We start from the raw sequence: 14,248 nt of genomic DNA, 5'->3' as shown, positions 1-14,248 counted from the left end.
AGGGAATGCAGACGGCCGCTTTGGATGAGCCCCTGCACCCCAGAAAGACAAGGCTTTGAGCGGGCTTGCCGGCCGCGCCGGTTCTGACGCGGCCCATTGGGGAACCGGCAGCCATTTGCTGGCCGGCACATCGGGTAACGATCGCCTTGAGAGGATACTGCTTATGAATCCGGCCGACGTGGCTCAGTCAGCCCTTCCGGTTGCCGCTTCCGCGGACGTGTCGCTGATCGCGCTGTTCTGGCAGGCTCACTGGATCGTGAAAGCGGTGATGCTGGGACTTCTGTCCTGCTCGGTCTGGGTCTGGGCGATCGCCATCGACAAGATCTTCCTGTTTGCCCGCACCCGCCGCTCGATGGACCGGTTCGAGCAGGCGTTCTGGTCCGGCGAGTCGATCGAGGAGCTCTATCGGACGCTCTCCGCCAAGCCGACGCACTCGATGGCGGCCTGTTTCGTCGCGGCGATGCGCGAGTGGAAGCGCTCGTTCGAGAGCCACGCCCGCTCGGTCGCGGGCCTGCAGATGCGTATCGACAAGGTCATGAACGTCTCGATCGCGCGCGAGGTCGAGCGGCTGGAGCGCCGCCTGCTGGTGCTCGCGACGGTCGGCTCCGCCGGCCCCTTCGTCGGCCTGTTCGGCACGGTCTGGGGCATCATGTCGAGCTTCCAGTCGATCGCGGCGTCGAAAAATACCTCTCTGGCGGTGGTGGCGCCCGGCATCGCGGAGGCGCTGTTTGCGACCGCCGTCGGCCTTATCGCCGCCATTCCTGCCACTATCTTCTACAATAAGTTCACGTCCGAGGTGAACCGGCAGGCCCAGCGGCTGGAGGGCTTCGCTGATGAATTTTCCGCCATTCTGTCGCGTCAGATCGACGAGCGGGGCTGACGGGCGGCATGTATAGTGTGAAGGGCAATTTGGGCACGCGATCATGGCGATGAACGTTGCGAGTTCGTCCGGCGGCGGCGGCGGGCGCCGAGGCCGGCGCAAGCCGGTCGTGGCCGAGATCAACGTCACGCCGATGGTCGACGTGATGCTGGTGCTGCTCATCATCTTCATGGTGTCGGCGCCGATGCTAACGGTCGGCGTGCCGCTCGACCTGCCGCAGACCCAGGCCAAGAGCCTCGAAAACAACGACCAGAAGCCGATCCAGATGTCGGTCGACATCAAGGGCAAGGTGTTCATCAACGATGCCGAGATCGCGATCAACGAACTGATCCCCAAGCTCAAGGCGATCACGGACGCGCGCGGCGGGCTCGAGGAGCGCATTTATCTGCGCGCCGACAAGAAGGCGGATTACGGCACGGTGGCCAAGGTGATGGGCCTGCTGTCCGGCGCCGGTTTCAAGAAGCTCGCCCTCGTCACGGAAGCGGATCAGGGGTAAGCCGTGAAGGTGAACGTCGACAAGACACTCGTTGCGTCGATTGCCCTCCACGTCCTCGTGCTGGGATGGGGGCTCGTCACCTTCAGCAGCAAGGCCTACATCGCGCCGGAAGAGTCGCTGCCGGTCGACATCATCTCCACCGATCAGCTCGCCAAGATGATGGCGGGACAGAAGACCGGCAAGAAGGAAGAGCCGAAGCCGAAGGTCGAGAAGATCGCGGAGCCGAAGCCCGAGGAAGACGCGGTCGGCAAGGTCACCGAGAAGAAAGAGCTGATCAAGACCAATTCGCAGCCGGAGCCGCCGCCGAAGCCCGTCGAGAAGCCGGTGGAGAAGAAGCCCGAGCCGCCGAAGCCCGTGGCTGAGGCCAAGCCGAAGGAAGAGCCGAAGCCGCAGGAAAAGAAGCCTGACCCGGCCAAGGAAGATCCGATCGCCGAATTGCAGAAGAAGCTGGAGACGAAGAAGCCGCCGCCCAAGCCCGTGGAGCAGAAGGTCGCGGCGGTGCAGCCGCAGCAGCAGCCGAAGCCGAAGGAGCGTAGCTTCGATCCCGCGCAGATCCAGCGCGATCTCGACAAGCGCGCTGCGACCCGGCACGAGCAGACCGGCTCGGCGCTGAATGCGTCAGCCTCGCTGGGGGCAGCGACAGGGACTTCCGCCAACAACGTTGCGACCTGGCAAGGCGCCTTCCAGGGCGCCGTCAAGCGCTGCTTCACGCCGACCTATAATGGGCAGGACGCCAATCTCTATGAAGCCGACATCGACATTCCCATGAAGGTCGATGGCTCGCTCGCCTCCGAGCCCATCATCGTCGCGGTGCGAGGGCCCTCGCGGTCGATCGCCCAGGCGGTCGCCGAGAGCGCCAAGCGCGCCATCGTGCAGTGCCAGGTCTATTCGTTCCTGCCGAAGCAGCAGTACGACAGCTGGAAGCTCATCCCGATGACTTTCGGCCTGAAAGATATGTTGTGACATCCGAACAAAAGAATTTTGCAATGAATGACGTCCGATCGATGAACCGCCGCCGCTTCATGACCCTGACGGGGTCGACGCTCGCGATGCTCGGGGGCGGGCATGCTTTTGGCCAGACCCAGCAGGGGCGCCTTCGCATCGATCCAACCGAATTCCAGCCAATCCCGATCGCGATCTCCGGCTTTGTGCCGGGCTCGCCCTCCGACGGCGACGTTGGCAATGGCGTCACACAGGTCATCACCAACAACCTGAAACGCTCGGGCCTGTTCGCGCCGATCGACCAGGCCGCCTTCATCGAGCGCATCAGCAACATCGACGTCGCGCCGCAATTCCAGAACTGGAAGACCATCAACGCACAGGCGCTGGTCACAGGCCGGATGACGCGCCAGCCGGACGGCAGGCTCAAGGCCGAATTCCGTCTCTGGGACGTCGTCACCGGCCAGCAACTCGCCGGCCAGCAATATTTCACCTCGCCGGAATATTGGCGCCGGATCGCCCACATCATCTCCGACCAGATCTACGAGCGGATGACCGGCGAGAAGGGCTATTTCGACAGCCGCGTGGTGTTCGTGGACGAAAGCGGCCCGAAGGAGCGCCGCGTCAAGCGGCTCGCGATGATGGACCAGGACGGCGCCAATGTGCGCTATTTGACCCGCGGCTCCGATCTCGTGCTGACGCCGCGCTTCTCGCCGAGCTCGCAAGAGATCACCTACATGGAGTTCGGCCAGGGCGATCCGAAGGTCTATCTCTTCAACATCGAGACCGGCCAGCGCGAGATCGTCGGCAACTTCCCCGGCATGACCTTTGCGCCGCGCTTCTCGCCGGACGGCCAGCGCGTCATCATGAGCCTGCAGCAGGGCGGCAATTCCAACCTGTTCGTGATGGATTTGCGCTCGCGCTCGACCACGCGCCTCACCGACACGCCGGCGATCGACACCTCGCCGTCCTACTCGCCGGACGGCACCCGCATCTGTTTCGAGTCCGATCGCGGCGGCCGGTCGCAGATCTACGTGATGGCGGCGGGCGGGGGGCAGGCGCAGCGCATCTCGTTCTCCAAGGACGACACCAACGCCAGCTATTCGACCCCGGTATGGTCGCCGAAGGGCGATTACATCGCCTTCACCCGGCAAGGCGGCGGCCAGTTCTCGATCGGGGTCATGAAGCCGGATGGCTCTGGCGAGCGGCTGCTCACCTCCGGCTTCCACAATGAAGGTCCGACCTTCTCGCCGAACGGCCGCGTGCTGATGTTCTTCCGCGATCCCGGCGGCAATGGCGGGCCATCGCTGTACAGCGTCGACATCTCCGGTCGTAACGAGCTCAAGGTGCCGACGCCGGGCTTCGCCTCAGACCCGGCCTGGTCGCCGCTGTTGTCCTCGACGGCAGGTCAATAGACTCGCACGTTCGCAACGCGCGATTTCTTCGAAGAAAAGTGCATCGATTCTTGGCATTCGGTGAGGAAAGCAATCCTTTCTTCACCTTGCGCCCGGCACGGCTTGCCCAGTTGCTTGATATTTAAGCGGAAATCGGTTCGCCGTTACCGAAAAACAACTCGACTTTAACGATGTTCCCTCAGAAAGACTTCATATGGCTTGAGTAAAAGTACGCGCCAAACAGGACGCGTAACAAGCCAATGCAACTGGCCGACCAGAAGCAGAGTGATCGAGACGAGCTGGAGCCGATACTCTTCGCCGCTCTCATCAACTCCATGGTGCAGAATTTCTGGGCGATCTTCCTCGGCTCGGCCTCCGCGGCCGTGGCCGCGGTGATGACTGCGCTGAAGACGGGCGACGTCCTTCTGTGGCCGATCGCATTCCTGTTGATCGCCATCGGCACCGCGCGCGCCTTCCAGATGCGCGGATACGAGAACCGCACCCAGCCGCTGTCGTTCGAAGAAGCCAAGCATCTGGAGCCGCGTTACTGGATCGGCGCGCTGAGCTACGCGGCGGTGCTTGGCGTGTGGGCCTTCGTCGTCATCTACAACAACAACGATCCGGTCGCCGACATGCTCTGTGTCGCCATCGGCATCGGCTACACCGCGGGCGGCGCCGCCCGCAATTACGGGCAGCCCCGCGTCATCCAGTGGCACGTCGCGCTGGCCTGCGGTCCGATGTCGCTCGCTCTGCTGCTGCACGGCGGCTTTTATCACATCGGTCTTGCCATCCTGCTCGTGTTCTTCTTCATCGGGCTCAAGAACATCAACCTCAGCCTGCACGCGATCTTCGTCAAGGCGTTGACCTCGAGCTTCCGCGAATCCGCGCTGGCGAGTCAGTTCGACACCGCGCTCAACAACATGCCGCACGGCCTGTGCATGTTCCGCGCCGACGGCCGCCTTGCGGTGATGAACCACCGCTTCGGCGAGCTGATGAGCTTGCCGGAGGATCTCGTCAAGCGCGGCGCCACGGCCGCCGACATCGTGTCGGCTTGCGTTTCCGCCGGATCGATCTCGGCGGAGAGCGGCGACCAGATCCTGGCGGAGATCGAGCATGCGCGGGTCTGCGAGATCGTCACCGCCGATCCGGATTCCTCGCGCGGCCGCACGCTGTCCTGGACGTTCCAGCCGATGTCCCGCGGCGGCACGGTGCTGCTGCTGGAAGACATCACGGAACGCACCAATGCGGAAGCCCGCATCAGCCATCTGGCCCGTTACGACGAGCTCACGGCGCTGCCCAACCGGGTCAGCTTCCATGACGAGATCGAGCGGCTGCTGAAGAATTCGCATCATGCCGAGCGGCTTTCGGCGCTGCTCTTTGTCGACCTCGACCAGTTCAAGCAGGTCAACGACACGCTCGGTCACCCCTGTGGCGACCAGTTGCTTTGCGCCGTCGCCAATCGTCTGCGCGAGATGCTGCGTCCCGACGATTTCGTCGCTCGCTTCGGCGGCGACGAGTTCGTCGTGTTCCAGCAGGACATCGCTTCGCCCGAGGACGCCGCCGCGCTTGCCCGCCGCATCGTCGAGCGGCTGAGCGAGCGCTACCGCATCGATAATCACCTCGTCGAGATCGGCGCTAGCGTCGGCATCGCACTGACCTCGCCGGAGGGCGTCAGCGCAGACACGCTGCTCAAGAACGCCGACATGGCGTTGTATCGTGCCAAGGCGGATGGCCGCGGCACCTTCTGCTTCTTCCGCGACGAGATGGCGGCGACCGTCGAGGCGCGCCGCATCCTCGAACTCGATCTGCGCAAGGCGCTCGCCAACGAGGAGTTCGAGCTCTTCTATCAGCCGCTGGTCAACCTGAAGTCCGGCAAGATCACCACCTGCGAGGCGCTGCTGCGCTGGAACCATCCGGTGCGCGGCACGGTCTCGCCGGTCGACATCATTCCGGTCGCCGAGGACATGGGCCTGATCGTCGACCTCGGCCGCTGGATCCTGCGCCGCGCCTGCATGGAATGCATGAAGTGGCCGGAGGGCGTCAGCGTCGCCGTTAACTTCTCGCCGCAGCAATTCCACCAGCGCGACGTCCTGAGCGAAATCCGCTACGCGCTCGAAGTGTCGGGCCTGCCGGCGCATCGGCTGGAGATCGAGATCACCGAGTCCTCGCTGCTGCGCAACACCCAGCTCACCCACGACATCCTGTCGCAATTGCATGCGCTCGGCGTGCGCATCTCGCTCGACGATTTCGGCACCGGCTATTCCAGCCTCAGCTATCTGCACAATTTCCCGATGCAGAAGGTGAAGATCGATCGCTCCTTCCTCGAGGGCATCGACACCGACCGCCCGCTGACGCTGCTGCGCGGCGTGGCGCGTCTATCCGCCGATCTCGGCATGTCCGTCGTGGTCGAGGGCATCGAGACCAACGAGCAGCTCGATCTGATCAGCGCCGACGGCACCGTCTCCGAGGCGCAGGGCTATCTGTTCAGCCGCCCGGTGCCTGCCGTGCGGATGCGCCAGCTGCTCAACGCTTCGCATGGACGGCGCGGCGAAGGTCAGCTTCAGGTCGTCGGCTCGCGCTCTATCGCTTAAGTCCATTTCCCGAAACGTCTCATCATTTCACGCCGTTGCAGGGTCACCGTAGTGCTACGGGGGTTAACCCTAACCCTTCGATTGCTTTGCAAGCTTGTTAAGAAGGTGTTAATAAATTCCCACGCGCGCGCAAGTTGTCTTGCAGGAAAGACCTTCGAATACCGCGGCGTGAGTGTGGGTAAGGGAGTTGGAATGCAGTCCTCAGCCAGATCTGTCATTTCGGCTGTTGGACGAGGAGCAGAACTCCTGACCGACGTCGATTATCACCTTGCGGAAACCGCGGCGGAGAAAGAGGAGATCTACAATCTCCGCTATCGCGCCTATTTGAGGGAAGGCGCCGTCAAGCCGTCTGCGGACCAAAGGGTCACCGACCGCTACGACGAGCTGCCGAACGCGTGGACCTTCGGCGTCTATCTCCATGGCGAGCTCTGCAGCTCGGTGCGCATCAGCGTGCTGACGTCGGAATGGCGCGAATCCACTTCGGCCGACGTCTTCCCGGACATCCTGCTGCCGCGGCTCGACCGCGGCGAGGTCATGATCGACCCGACCCGCTTCGTCGCCGATCCCGACCAGGTCAAGCGGGTTCCGGAATTGCCCTATCTGACGACCCGTCTCGCCTACATGGCCTGCGAGCATTTCAATGCCGATCTCGGCCTCGCCATCGTGCGTTCCGAGCATCAGGCCTTCTACCGGCGGGTCTTCCTGCACGAGACCATCGCCGAGCCGCGGCTGGTTCCCGGCCTCACCAAGCCGTTCGGATTGATGGCGGCGGATTTCCCGACCTTCCGCAAGAAGGTGTTCGAGCGTTATCCGATCATGCGGTCGACCGCTTTCGAGCGGCGGATGCTGTTCGGACGCGGCGGCCAGCGTCAGGTGCCGCAGCGGCCGGTGCTCGTGGCCGACCTGGCGGACGCCGCGCACGCCTGAGACCGTGCCGGCCCGGTCCTGGATCCCCGCCGGGATCCCAAGGCCTCAGGGCAGGACCTGGCCATGAGCCGGGTGCCGGCATGTCGCCCACCGGCACCACGCCCTCCACCCAAAATTCCGGCAAAAGGCGGCGTTTTTGCTGACGGGCCCGGCTTGCCTTCACCCTCGCGCCACATTTACAACCCATTAACCATGACGGGTGCTTTTCGCTGGTTGGGGGCATTTGACCGGCTGAGGCAAGGTTCCGTCAAGGTTGACGGAACGTTCGCTTAACCAACCCCCTGTAGACCGGACAGCAGTGGACGAACGTGAGCGTGGAGGCTCCGGAATGAAATATCCTATGCGTATCCTCCAGGGATTGAAGCTGGCGGCAGTGGTCGCAATCGCGCTGTCGATGGGCGCCTGCGCCAACAAGAATGCTGCGACGGATGCGATGGCCAATGCGGCGACGCCGGGCAGCCAGCAGGACTTCGTGGTCAATGTCGGCGACCGCGTGTTCTTCGAAAGCGACCAGACCGATCTGACCCCGCAGGCGATCGTGACCCTGGAGAAGCAGGCGCAGTGGCTCCAGAGCTATCCGCGCTACAGCTTCACCATCGAAGGTCACGCCGACGAGCGCGGCACCCGCGAATACAACATCGCGCTCGGCGCCCGTCGTGCCCAGTCGGTGCGGTCGTTCCTCGCCTCGCGCGGCATAGATCCGAACCGCATGCGCACGATCTCCTACGGCAAGGAGCGGCCGGTCGCCGTCTGTAACGACATCTCCTGCTGGTCGCAGAACCGTCGCGCCGTCACCGTGCTGAACGCGAGCTCCTGATACCGGGACACTGACACTCAGTCAGGCGCCGTTCATCTTCAGAAACCGATCATGCCGGCGCCCTCTCGGGCGCCGGTTTCGTTTCAGCAATCCGTGACCTAAAACCCGGTGGTGCCTGTCACAGTTTTGGCGTACTCCCCTTCAATGTGTGGCGCGTCGCATGTTCCGTCGCAGGCCATTTCGCTTTCGTCGTCAGGGCAAGATGTCATCCAGATTTAAGGTCTTTACCGGCACCGTGGCGATGGCCACGCTGCTCTCTTTGGGCTCGCCTGCATTCGCGCAGACGGACGATGATCCCGAGATGCGGATCGAGCGGCTGGAGAACCAGCTGCGCCAGCTCACCGGCCAGAACGAGGAGCTGCAGTACCGCAACCGCCAGCTCGAAGAGCGGCTGCGGGCGCTCGAAGGCGGCGCGCAGGCCGCACCCGGACAGGCGCCCAATGTCGCGGCCATGCCGCCCGCCCACATCGCACCAAATCAGGTCGCGCCGGGCTATCGCCAGCCGCAGCAGCAGGCCGTGCAGCCGAATTACGAGCAGCCGCAGGTCGCATCTCCCGCGCCGATCGTTCAGGAGCAGCCGGCGCCCGGCGCCCCCGGCAAGAGCCGCCGCGGCGATGCGTTCGACCCCGGCCAGAACCCGAATGCGCCCGGCGCGCCGCGCGCGCTCGGCGGGGGCCAGCAGCCGATGTCGGCAGGAGCTCCGGGCGGGCGTAACGCCGGCGAGCCGCTCGATCTCGCCAACACCAGCCCGCGCTATCAGCCGCAGGCCGCCCCGCCGGCGGCCCAGCCGGGCTATCCGCCCGCCCAGCAAGGCTATCCGCCACAAGCTGGCGCTCCGGCCTTGACCACGCTGCCGCCCTCGGCAACGCCGCGCGACGAGTTCGACCTCGGCATCGGCTACATGCAGCGCAAGGACTATGCGCTCGCCGAGCAGACCATGAAGAACTTCACGCAGAAATATCCCAGCGATCCGCTGCTCGGGGACGCGCAATACTGGCTGGGCGAGAGCTATTTCCAGCGCCAGCAATATCGCGACTCCGCGGAAGCCTTCCTCGCCGTCACCACGAAGTACGAGAAATCGGCCAAGGCGCCGGATGCGCTGCTGCGGCTCGGCCAGTCGCTCGCCGCGCTGAAGGAGAAGGAGGCCGCCTGCGCCGCCTTCGGCGAGGTCGGCCGCAAATATCCGCGCGCCTCCGCCGGCGTCAAAGCCGCCGTCGACCGCGAGCAGAAGCGGGTGAAGTGCTGACGCCTGGGTCCTGACAACGCGGATGGTGCTGCGCTAGATTGCGCCCGCCATTCGCTGGCGATTGCTGGGCAACGTCATGTCAGACGACGACAATTCTCCGATCTCGGCACGCGAGGCGAGGCGGCTCTTCGCCGGCCTGCGAAGCGCGCCGGCGCTGGTGCTCGCCGTCTCAGGCGGCCCCGATTCGGTCGCGCTGATGTGGCTTGCGGAGCGCTGGCAGCGCAGCTTGGCGCGCGCGCCGGTTCTCACCGCCGTCACGATCGATCACGGCCTCCGGCAAGAGGCGGCGCGCGAGGCGCGCGAGGTCAAGCGGCTTGCCACCGAGCTTGGATTGCCGCACCGGACCCTGCGCTGGCGCGGGGCCAAGCCGAAGACGGGAGTGCCGGCCGCCGCGCGCGAAGCGCGCTACCGCCTGCTCGCAGAGGCCGCGCGTGCTCTCGGCGCGAGCCATGTGCTGACCGCCCATACCCGCGACGACCAGGCCGAGACATTGTTGATGCGGCTGCTCCGCGGCAGCGGACTTGCCGGGCTCTCGGCGATGGCGCAGCTGACTGAGCGCGACGGCATCGTGCTGGCGCGCCCGCTGCTCGACGTTCCGAAGGCGCAGCTGATCGCGACCTTGAAGCGGGCCAAGATCGGTTTCGCCGACGACCCCACCAACCGCGACACCGCCTTCACCCGGCCGCGGCTGCGCGCGCTGCTGCCGCTTCTCGCGGCCGAGGGCGGCGATGTCAGGAATCTGGCGCGGCTTGCGACGAGGTTGGCGCGGGCCAATGCGGCGGTCGAGGTGCTGGCCGACGGCGCCGAGCGCTTCCTCCGTTTGCGTGATCGCGGCGAAGCGCCGCAGGTGGGGGTGCGAAGCTTCGAGGCTTCGGCCTTTGCCGCCCTGCCGGACGAGGTCCGGCTGCGGCTCCTGCTGCGGGCCATCAACGCGCTCGGGCATGAAGGTCCTGCGGAACTCGGCAAGGTCGAAACCCTCCTGGCGGCGCTCGATCAGGCCATCGCCGCACCTCCTCGCGCAGCCCCAAATGGCCGGCCAGCCATGAGGCAGACGCTTGCGGGAGCCTTGATCAGCCTCGCTGGCGGGCGTATCCAGATCGCGCCGGCGCCGGCCCGGCGGCGCAAGGGTGCATGAAGGGCCCCGAGGGCCGCATGAAGTCGGATCATGACACCGGCCATTTCGGCCCCGCAGCGTCAGGACACCTTAACCAGGCAGGAAAAACCCCGCCTCAAGCGCCATTATTTCAGCGGGAATCGCTCTAAGATGGGCTAAATAGTCCCATCTCGTTCCCTTGGCAGCGACCGGGGCGGCACCTAAATTGTATGCGTCTAACCGAGAGGATTCCTTGGGGATTTCCTCGTACGGCCCAAAATAACCGCCCGAGGATCAGGCCGCGATCCGCGCGACCACGAAGGAAGATCGATGAACGCCAATCTGCGCAATTTCGCCCTCTGGGTCATCATTGTCTTGCTGCTGTTGGCGTTGTTCACGCTCTTCCAGAATCCGGGTCAGCGGGCCTCCTCGCAGGACATCGCCTTCTCGCAGCTGCTGAGCGAAGTTGACCGCGGCAATGTGCGCGACGTCGTGATCCAGGGGCCTGACATTCACGGCACCTTCACCAACGGCTCCAGCTTCCAGACCTATGCGCCGAACGACCCGACGCTGGTGAAGCGCCTGTATGACAGCAAGGTGCAGATCACCGCGAAGCCGCCGGGCGACAACGTGCCGTGGTTCGTCTCGCTGCTGGTCTCCTGGCTGCCGTTCATTGCGCTGATCGGCGTGTGGATCTTCCTGTCGCGGCAGATGCAGGGCGGCGCCGGCAAGGCGATGGGCTTCGGCAAGTCGCGCGCCAAGATGCTGACCGAAGCTCATGGCCGCGTCACCTTCGAGGACGTCGCCGGCGTGGACGAAGCCAAGCAGGACCTGCAGGAGATCGTCGAATTCCTGCGCGACCCCGGCAAATTCCAGCGCCTCGGCGGCCGCATTCCGCGCGGCGTGCTGCTGGTCGGCCCTCCCGGCACCGGTAAGACCCTGATCGCACGTGCGGTCGCGGGCGAAGCCAACGTGCCGTTCTTCACCATTTCGGGTTCGGACTTCGTCGAGATGTTCGTCGGCGTCGGCGCCTCTCGTGTGCGCGACATGTTCGAGCAGGCCAAGAAGAACGCGCCCTGCATCATCTTCATCGACGAAATCGACGCCGTTGGTCGTCACCGTGGCGCCGGTCTCGGCGGCGGCAATGACGAGCGCGAGCAGACGCTGAACCAGTTGCTGGTCGAGATGGACGGCTTCGAGGCGAACGAGGGCGTGATCCTGATCGCCGCGACCAACCGCCCCGACGTGCTCGATCCCGCGCTGCTGCGTCCGGGCCGCTTCGACCGTCAGGTCGTGGTGCCGAATCCCGACGTCGTCGGCCGCGAGCAGATCCTGAAGGTCCACGTTCGCAAGGTGCCGCTGGCGCCGGATATCAACCTCAAGACCATCGCGCGCGGCACCCCGGGCTTCTCCGGCGCCGACCTGATGAACCTCGTCAACGAAGCCGCGCTCACCGCCGCCCGCCGCAACAAGCGGATGGTGACGCAGGCCGAGTTCGAGGAAGCCAAGGACAAGGTGATGATGGGTGCCGAGCGCAAGTCGCTCGTCATGACCGAGGAAGAGAAGCTGTTGACGGCCTATCATGAGGGCGGCCACGCCATCGTCGGCCTCAACGTGCCCGCGACCGATCCGATCCACAAGGCGACCATCATCCCGCGCGGCCGTGCGCTCGGCATGGTCATGCAACTCCCCGAGCGCGACAAGCTGTCGATGTCTCTGGAGCAGATGACCTCGCGCCTCGCGATCATGATGGGCGGCCGCGTCGCCGAAGAGCTGATCTTCGGCCGCGAGAAGGTGACCTCGGGCGCCGCCTCCGACATCGAGCAGGCCACGCGCCTCGCCCGCATGATGGTGACGCGCTGGGGCCTGTCGGAAGAGCTCGGCACGGTCTCCTACGGCGAGAACCAGGACGAGGTGTTCCTGGGCATGTCGGTGTCGCGGACGCAGAACGCCTCTGAGGCGACCGTGCAGAAGATCGACTCCGAGATCCGCCGTCTGGTCGAGGAAGGCTACAAGGAAGCAACCCGGATCCTCACCGAGAAGCATGCCGACCTCGAGGCGCTGGCCAAGGGCCTGCTGGAGTTCGAGACGCTGAGCGGCGACGAGATCGTCGATCTGCTCAAGGGCAAGAAGCCGAACCGCGAATCCGTGCTCGAGCCGACCACGCCGCGCGCCTCCGCGGTGCCCCCGGCCGGCAAGTCGCCGCGCCCGCGGCCCGATGCTGATCCCGGCCTGGAGCCGCAGCCGCAGGCGTAATCGCCGGGCGTCATATGAGATTGAAAAACGCGGCGGAAACGCCGCGTTTTTTGTTGGCTGGCTGCGCATCGCGGGGCGCGAGCGAAGTGCCTGAACCGCCTTCGCGGCAAACGCGCGAAACATTAAAGAAGAACTTAACGCTTGCGGCCTATTTTGGCCCGCCATGACTGACCAGGTCGTCCACAGCGCGGTTCAACCGTTCTCGGCACGTGCAGCGCTCCCTTGGGCAGTAGGCCTTTGCGTCTATGCCATGCTGCTGGTGGCGGGGCCGCGGCTGCTTGCCGATCCCGACAGCTATTCTCACATCGAGGTTGGACGCTGGATCATCGCGCACGGCGCCCTGCCGGCGAGCGACCCGTTTTCCTTTTCGATGCGCGGCGCGCCCTGGATCACCTTCGAGTGGTTGTCCGAGGTCATCTACGCCGGAATCTACGCGCTTGCCGGCTGGCCAGGCGTGGTCGCCATCGCGGCCGCGGCGATCGCGCTCGCCTTCGGCCTGTTCACCTCCTTCCTGCTGCGCGAGCTTTCGCCGACCCTGACGCTGCTCATGGTGATGGCGGCCGTCGTCCTGCTGGCGCCGCACATGCTCGCGCGTCCCCATGTCTTCGTGCTGCCGGTGATGGTGACCTGGGCGGCTGCGCTGGTCCGCTGCATGGATCGTGCGGGGCCGCCGCCCTATTGGGCCCTGCCGCTCCTGGTGCTGTGGACCAATCTGCACGGCAGCGTGGTGCTGGCGCTTGGACTGATCGGCCCGGCGGTGCTCGAGGCGCTGCTGCGTGAAGCGCGAAGCGAATGGCCGCGCGTGCTGCTGCGCTGGCTGCCATTCACGGCCCTTGCGGTCGCGGCATCCTGCCTGACGCCGCACGGGCCGGAACCGCTGCTGATGCCGCTGACGACGCTCGGCCTCGGCTCCGCGCTCGCCTGGATCGCGGAATGGCGGCCACAGGATTTCAGCCACATCGGTGGCTTCGAGTTGCTGCTGCTGGGCAGCATCTTCGCGCTCTCGCGCGGCATCACGCTGCCGGTCGTGCGCGCCCTCGTGGTGATCGGCCTGCTGCATTTCGCGCTGGCGCAAATCCGCAATGCGGATCTGCTGGCCATGCTGGCGCCGCTCTATCTGGCGGCTCCGCTGGGCCGGAAGTTCGGCGGACCGGCCGAGGATGATGCGGCAGTTGTCTCGCGCGGCCTAAGCCTGGCTGGGCTCGGTGTTTTGATCGCGATGAGCGGGGTGGCCCTGGCGCGCGACGTCAGGCCGGCTCCATCCGTCGCCCCGCAAGCCGCGATCGCCAAGGCCGACCTCGCCAAGGCGGGGCCTGTGCTCAACGATTATTCCTTCGGCGGCTATTTGATCTTTTCCGGCATTCCCACCTTCATCGATGGTCGCGGCGAACTGTACGGGGGCCCGTTCATCAACCGCTACAATCGCGCGCTGGCGCTGGTCGACCTCGTAGACTTTCTCAAGCTGCTCGACGAATACAAGATCGGCGCGACGCTGCTCGCACCAAGCACGCCGGCGGTCGCCATGCTCGACCGGCTGCCGGAGTGGCAGCGCGTCTACAGCGACGATGTGGTGGTCGTGCACAAGCGGCGGGATACGCCGAAAAAATAA

The 14,248-nt window shown here is 65.2% G+C and carries 11 protein-coding genes; all 11 read left to right on the top strand.

Annotated elements, in window-relative coordinates; translation table 11 throughout:
- Positions 1-163: 163 nt before the first annotated feature.
- The 11 genes from tolQ to ML401_RS30695 all read left to right on the top strand — a co-directional run bounded on the left by tolQ (position 164) and on the right by ML401_RS30695 (position 14,248).
- A complete protein-coding gene (tolQ, locus tag ML401_RS30745; RefSeq protein ID WP_018641591.1) occupies positions 164-880 on the top strand; it encodes a protein TolQ in 717 nt (238 codons plus the stop codon).
- A 43-nt stretch (positions 881-923) separates the two neighbouring features.
- Positions 924-1,376 carry a protein TolR gene (gene tolR, locus ML401_RS30740; RefSeq protein WP_285807922.1) on the top strand — a complete coding sequence of 151 codons (453 nt, stop codon included), beginning with the start codon at positions 924-926 and terminating at the stop codon, positions 1,374-1,376.
- Between the two features lie 3 nt (positions 1,377-1,379).
- On the top strand, positions 1,380-2,339 hold the full coding sequence (locus ML401_RS30735; RefSeq protein ID WP_211415961.1) for a protein TolA: 960 nt from the start codon (positions 1,380-1,382) through the stop codon (positions 2,337-2,339).
- A gap of 41 nt (positions 2,340-2,380) precedes the next feature.
- Positions 2,381-3,730: a Tol-Pal system beta propeller repeat protein TolB gene (gene tolB / locus ML401_RS30730; RefSeq protein ID WP_285812772.1), complete on the top strand. Its 1,350-nt coding sequence runs from the start codon at positions 2,381-2,383 to the stop codon at positions 3,728-3,730.
- A 239-nt stretch (positions 3,731-3,969) separates the two neighbouring features.
- Positions 3,970-6,300: an EAL domain-containing protein gene (locus ML401_RS30725; protein ID WP_211415962.1), complete on the top strand. Its 2,331-nt coding sequence runs from the start codon at positions 3,970-3,972 to the stop codon at positions 6,298-6,300.
- A 192-nt stretch (positions 6,301-6,492) separates the two neighbouring features.
- Positions 6,493-7,227, top strand: coding sequence for a hypothetical protein (locus ML401_RS30720; RefSeq protein ID WP_194404339.1), 735 nt, complete (start codon positions 6,493-6,495; stop codon positions 7,225-7,227).
- A 328-nt stretch (positions 7,228-7,555) separates the two neighbouring features.
- Positions 7,556-8,044 carry a peptidoglycan-associated lipoprotein Pal gene (gene pal, locus ML401_RS30715; protein ID WP_151647458.1) on the top strand — a complete coding sequence of 163 codons (489 nt, stop codon included), beginning with the start codon at positions 7,556-7,558 and terminating at the stop codon, positions 8,042-8,044.
- Positions 8,045-8,246: 202 nt separating this feature from the next.
- On the top strand, positions 8,247-9,290 hold the full coding sequence (gene ybgF / locus ML401_RS30710; RefSeq protein WP_194404338.1) for a tol-pal system protein YbgF: 1,044 nt from the start codon (positions 8,247-8,249) through the stop codon (positions 9,288-9,290).
- A 76-nt stretch (positions 9,291-9,366) separates the two neighbouring features.
- Complete coding sequence (gene tilS, locus ML401_RS30705) at positions 9,367-10,425, top strand: tRNA lysidine(34) synthetase TilS (protein WP_285807921.1); 1,059 nt, start codon at positions 9,367-9,369, stop codon at positions 10,423-10,425.
- Between the two features lie 288 nt (positions 10,426-10,713).
- A complete protein-coding gene (gene ftsH / locus ML401_RS30700; RefSeq protein WP_097659839.1) occupies positions 10,714-12,639 on the top strand; it encodes an ATP-dependent zinc metalloprotease FtsH in 1,926 nt (641 codons plus the stop codon).
- 163 nt (positions 12,640-12,802) lie between these two features.
- The gene (locus ML401_RS30695) at positions 12,803-14,248 is read left to right on the top strand and encodes a hypothetical protein (protein WP_285807920.1); all 1,446 of its coding nucleotides are present in this window, start codon (positions 12,803-12,805) and stop codon (positions 14,246-14,248) included.

It is taken from the genome of Bradyrhizobium sp. 62B (assembly GCF_030272265.2).
Lineage (GTDB): Bacteria > Pseudomonadota > Alphaproteobacteria > Rhizobiales > Xanthobacteraceae > Bradyrhizobium.
Note: the sequence above shows the minus strand (reverse complement) of the source record. Positions and strands in the feature narration are given on the sequence as shown.

Coding starts and splice junctions, on each gene's coding strand:
- tilS (WP_285807921.1), top strand. CDS start 9,367: ATGTCAGACGACGACAATTCTCCGATCTCGGCACGCGAGGCGAGGCGG.
- ML401_RS30695 (WP_285807920.1), top strand. CDS start 12,803: ATGACTGACCAGGTCGTCCACAGCGCGGTTCAACCGTTCTCGGCACGT.
- tolR (WP_285807922.1), top strand. CDS start 924: ATGGCGATGAACGTTGCGAGTTCGTCCGGCGGCGGCGGCGGGCGCCGA.
- ML401_RS30720 (WP_194404339.1), top strand. CDS start 6,493: ATGCAGTCCTCAGCCAGATCTGTCATTTCGGCTGTTGGACGAGGAGCA.
- ftsH (WP_097659839.1), top strand. CDS start 10,714: ATGAACGCCAATCTGCGCAATTTCGCCCTCTGGGTCATCATTGTCTTG.
- tolB (WP_285812772.1), top strand. CDS start 2,381: ATGAACCGCCGCCGCTTCATGACCCTGACGGGGTCGACGCTCGCGATG.
- tolQ (WP_018641591.1), top strand. CDS start 164: ATGAATCCGGCCGACGTGGCTCAGTCAGCCCTTCCGGTTGCCGCTTCC.
- pal (WP_151647458.1), top strand. CDS start 7,556: ATGAAATATCCTATGCGTATCCTCCAGGGATTGAAGCTGGCGGCAGTG.
- ML401_RS30725 (WP_211415962.1), top strand. CDS start 3,970: ATGCAACTGGCCGACCAGAAGCAGAGTGATCGAGACGAGCTGGAGCCG.
- ybgF (WP_194404338.1), top strand. CDS start 8,247: ATGTCATCCAGATTTAAGGTCTTTACCGGCACCGTGGCGATGGCCACG.